The 4,405-nt window shown below is 73.3% G+C and carries 4 protein-coding genes; 3 read left to right on the forward strand and 1 reads right to left on the reverse strand.

All coding sequences use genetic code 11. The annotated features are described in order from the left end of the window. Position 1 precedes the first annotated feature (1 nt). Together PROKR_RS11760 and PROKR_RS11765 are read left to right on the forward strand one after the other, a co-directional pair. Entirely contained in the window at positions 2-823 is an 822-nt protein-coding gene (locus PROKR_RS11760; protein ID WP_084800391.1) for a heavy metal-binding domain-containing protein, read from the forward strand. After that, positions 823-3,075, forward strand: a complete 2,253-nt coding sequence (locus PROKR_RS11765) for a heavy metal translocating P-type ATPase (RefSeq protein WP_036963391.1) — start codon at positions 823-825, stop codon at positions 3,073-3,075. The genes PROKR_RS11760 and PROKR_RS11765 overlap by 1 nt, the downstream gene beginning before the upstream one ends. A 64-nt stretch (positions 3,076-3,139) precedes the next feature. Here PROKR_RS11765 and PROKR_RS11770 read toward each other — a convergent pair whose 3' ends face one another. Continuing rightward, a complete protein-coding gene (locus PROKR_RS11770; RefSeq protein WP_036963393.1) occupies positions 3,140-3,697 on the reverse strand; it encodes an NADPH-dependent FMN reductase in 558 nt (185 codons plus the stop codon). Positions 3,698-3,866: 169 nt separating this feature from the next. On the opposite strand from PROKR_RS11770, the gene PROKR_RS11775 reads away from it, so the two are divergent. Then, a complete protein-coding gene (locus tag PROKR_RS11775) occupies positions 3,867-4,295 on the forward strand; it encodes a winged helix-turn-helix transcriptional regulator (protein WP_036963395.1) in 429 nt (142 codons plus the stop codon). The last annotated feature ends 110 nt before the right edge of the window (positions 4,296-4,405 follow it).

A 4,405-nucleotide genomic window follows, 5' to 3' on the forward strand; every position in this document is an offset into this window, starting at 1 on the left:
CATGGAGATGCCCGGCGACGAGAGGCCCGACGCCGCCGCGGGCGGCGCTCACGGGCAGGACGCCGGCACTCACGCGGCGGGTGCGGACGGCGCCCCGGCGCAGGTCCGCGGGCTGTCGCTCGAACAGGACGGCCTGCTCCTGAGCCCTGTGAGCGTCCCGGACGAGACCGGCGAGCGGGGCACGCTCTCCTTCTCTGTCCTGGACACCGACGGCGCGGCGGTGACCGGCTTCGAGACCGAGCACGACAAGGAGCTGCACCTGATAGTGGTGCGGTCCGACGGCGAGCAGTTCCGCCACGTGCACCCGGCCATGTCTGCCGACGGCGTCTGGTCGATCCCGTGGACGTGGGCCGAGGCGGGCAGCTACCGGGTGTTCGCCGACTTCGTCCCCGAGGCGACCGGTGAGAACGTCACGCTCAGCCGCGCGGTCGACGTCGCCGGCCGGGTCACCCCGCGGCCGCCGGTGGCGGTGTCGGCGTCCGACACGACGGGCGGCTACACCGCCACGCTCGCGGGGAAGCTGAGCGCGACCGGGGAGTCGACGCTGACGGCGACCGTCACGAAGGACGGCGAGCCCGTCACGGACCTGGAGCCGTACCTCGGCGCGTACGGGCACCTGGTCGCGCTGCGCGCGGGCGACCTGGCCTACCTGCACGTGCACCCGGAGGGCGACGAGCCCGGGCCGGGCTCCGTCTCCGGGCCGGACGTCGCCTTCATGACCCAGGCACCGACGCCGGGCCGCTACCTGCTGTACCTGGACTTCAAGGTCGACGGGGACGTGCACACCGCGCGCTTCGTCCTGGACACCCACGGGAGCCACTGATGGGCACCACGTCCCGCACGGAGGCGGCGGGTACCACCGTCGACCTCGAGATCGGCGGCATGACCTGCGCGTCGTGCGCCATGCGGATCGAGAAGAAGCTGAACCGGCTCGACGGCGTGACCGCCAGCGTCAACTACGCCACCGAGAAGGCGACCGTCACCACGCCCGCCGGGTACGACCTGGCCGCGGTGGTCGCGGAGGTGGAGAAGACCGGCTACACCGCCGCACTGCCCGCCCCGAAGGAGACGACGGCGGACGGCGCCGCCGACCCGCGCGACACGGAGCTGACCGCGCTCCGCAACCGGCTGATCACGTCGGTCGTGCTGGCCGTCCCGGTGATCGCGCTCGCGATGGTCCCGGCGTGGCAGGTCACGTACTGGCAGTGGGCGTCGCTCGTGCTGGCGACCCCCGTGGCCCTGTGGGCGGCGTGGCCGTTCCACCGGGCGGCGTGGACCAACCTGCGGCACGGCGCGGCCACCATGGACACCCTGGTCTCGCTCGGCGTGCTGGCCGGCTTCGGCTGGTCGGTGTACGCGCTGTTCCTCGGCACGGCGGGCGTACCGGGCATGACGCACGGGTTCGAGCTGACCGTCGCGCCGTCCGACGGCGCAGCGAACATCTACCTGGAGGTAGCCACCGGCGTCACGATGTTCGTGCTGGCCGGGCGGTACTTCGAGAAGCGGTCCAAGCGTCGCGCCGGGGCCGCGCTCCGCGCACTGCTGGAGCTCGGTGCCAAGGACGTCGCGGTGCTGCGAGACGGCGCCGAGACGCGGGTGCCGGTCGACAGCCTGGCCGTGGGCGACGAGTTCGTGGTGCGGCCGGGGGAGAAGGTCGCGACCGACGGCGTGGTCGTGGCCGGCTCCTCCGCGATCGACGCGTCGCTGCTCACCGGGGAGTCCGTGCCGGTCGAGGTCGGCGTGGGCGACTCCGTGGCGGGCGCGACGGTGAACTCGGGCGGCCGGCTCGTGGTCCGGGCCACCCAGGTGGGCGCGGGCACGCAGCTCGCGCGGATCGCCCGGCTGGTCGAGGACGCGCAGTCCGGCAAGGCCGAGATCCAGCGTCTGGCCGACCGCGTGTCCGGGATCTTCGTGCCGGTGGTCATCGCGATCGCGGTGGCGACCCTCGGCGCCTGGCTGGGCGCCGGGTTCCCCGCCACGGCCGGTCTGACGGCGGCCGTCGCCGTGCTGATCATCGCGTGCCCCTGCGCGCTCGGGCTGGCCACGCCCACCGCGCTGCTGGTCGGCACCGGGCGCGGCGCCCAGCTCGGCATCCTGATCAAGGGGCCCGAGGTGCTGGAGTCCACGCGCAAGGTCGACACCGTGGTGCTCGACAAGACCGGCACCGTCACCACCGGGAAGATGGCGCTGCTGGAGGCCGTCCCGGCCGACGGCACCACGCGCACCGAGCTGCTCCGGCTCGCGGGCGCACTGGAGGACGCGTCCGAGCACCCCGTGGCGCAGGCCGTGGCCACGGGCGCGACCCAGGAGGTCGGCGGCCTGCCGGCGGTGGAGTCGTTCGAGAGCGTCCAGGGGCTGGGCGTGCAGGGCGTCGTCGACGGGCATGCCGTCGTGGTGGGCCGCGAGAGCCTGCTGGCGGACTGGTCGCAGTACCTGCCCGCGGACCTCGCCGAGGCGAAGGCGCACGCGGAGGGCGCGGGCCGGACCGTGGTGGCGGTCGGCTGGGACGGGGAGGCCCGCGGCATCCTCGTGGTGGCCGACCAGGTCAAGCGGACCAGTGCGGACGCCGTGGCCCGGCTCGTGGGGCTCGGGCTCACGCCCGTGCTGCTCACCGGCGACAACCGGGCCGTGGCCGAGCAGGTCGGCGCCCAGGTGGGCATCGGCCGGGTGATCGCCGAGGTGCTGCCGCAGGACAAGGCCGACGTCGTGGCCAAGCTGCAGGCCGAGGGCAGGGTCGTCGCCATGGTGGGCGACGGCGTCAACGACGCCCCGGCGCTCGCGCAGGCCGACCTGGGCCTGGCGATGGGCACCGGCACGGACGCGGCGATCGAGGCGGCGGACATCACGCTGGTGCGGGGTGACCTGACCTCGGCGGCCGACGCGATCCGGCTGTCCCGGCGGACGCTGGGCACCATCCGGACCAACCTGTTCTGGGCCTTCGGCTACAACGTCGCGGCGATCCCGCTGGCGGCGCTCGGGCTGCTGAACCCCATGCTGGCCGGCGCCGCGATGGCGTTCTCCAGCGTGTTCGTGGTCGGCAACAGCCTGCGGCTGCGCTCGTTCTCACCCCGCTGAGGGCGGACGGCGGCCGCGGCGCACCCGGGTGGTGCGCCGCGGCCCCGTGCTCGGGCGCCGCGGCTCAGGCGTGCAGCGGCTCCAGCGCCCTGGACCACGCGACCGTCTGGTCGAGCAGCGTCTCCAGGGCGGGGATCAGGTGCTCGCCCGGCTTGAACACCGAGTAGTTCTCGAACTCGGTCATCAGCGACAGCGCGACCTGCTGGCGCACCGTCGCGACCTGCAGCTCCGCGAGGATCAGCCGCAGGTGCTCGGCGGCGCGGGCCCCGCCCACCCCGCCGTAGGACACGATGCCCGCGGCCTTGTTGTTCCACTCGCCGTAGACGAAGTCGAGCGCGTTCTTCAGCACGCCCGACGTGGAGTGGTTGTACTCCGGCGTCACGAACACGTAGCCGTCGAACTCGGCGACCTTGGCGGCCCACTCCTTGGTGTGGTCGTGCGCGTACTGGCCCATCGCCGGCGACATGGGCTCGTCGAGGTGGGGCAGGGGGTAGTCGGCCAGGTCGACGAGCTCGAACTGGGCGTCGGTGCGCTGCGCGGCGATCTCGTAGACCCACTTGGCCACGGCCTCGCCGTTTCGCCCGGGGCGGGTGCTGCCGAGGATGATTCCGATCTTGAGCATTGCTGGTCCTTCGCTTCCGGAGTGCCGTTGACGGACCTGCTCGGCGCGGGAACGAACGCGGGCCCGGGCTGGTTGGTCCACGTGACACAACAGTGCGGAGAAGCGGGTAATCCGGCTTTCCGATACGCACTTTGGAGTTCGTCGGTAACCGGAGAGGAAGCATTGCGGCATGACGCCGATCTCGCGCGACGCGCGTCTTGAGTCCCTGGCGGCGCGGATGCCCGGCGGGCCGGAGTCGCCGTGCGACAGCGACACGCACGAGCTGACCCGGGACCTCATGGGCCAGGTGGCCGACCGCTGGACGCTCCTGGTCGTGGTGTCCCTCTCCGACGGTCCGCAGCGGTTCTCCACCATCCAGGCCGTCGTGGCCGGCGTCTCGCACCGGATGCTCAGCAAGACCCTCCGCGGCCTGGTGCGCGACGGGATGGTCACGCGCACCGCCTACGCCGAGGTGCCGCCGCGCGTCGAGTACGAGCTGACCCCGCTCGGCTGGAAGCTCATGGACCTGGCCCACGGGTTCGTCGACTGGGCGCAGGACCACGGACAGGTGGTCCGCGACAGCCGCGCCCAGTTCGACCGGGGGAGCACGGCGGGCTGACGGCGTCAGTCGTCGAGGATCGTCAGCGCCAGCAGCTGCTCGCGCAGGCGGGCCAGCTCGTCCGGCGTCGGCTCGCCGCCCCAGGCCGGCTGCGTGCCGGCGCCGTCGGC

Origin of the sequence: Promicromonospora kroppenstedtii DSM 19349 (assembly GCF_000515355.1) — a bacterium.
GTDB lineage: Bacteria > Actinomycetota > Actinomycetes > Actinomycetales > Cellulomonadaceae > Promicromonospora > Promicromonospora kroppenstedtii.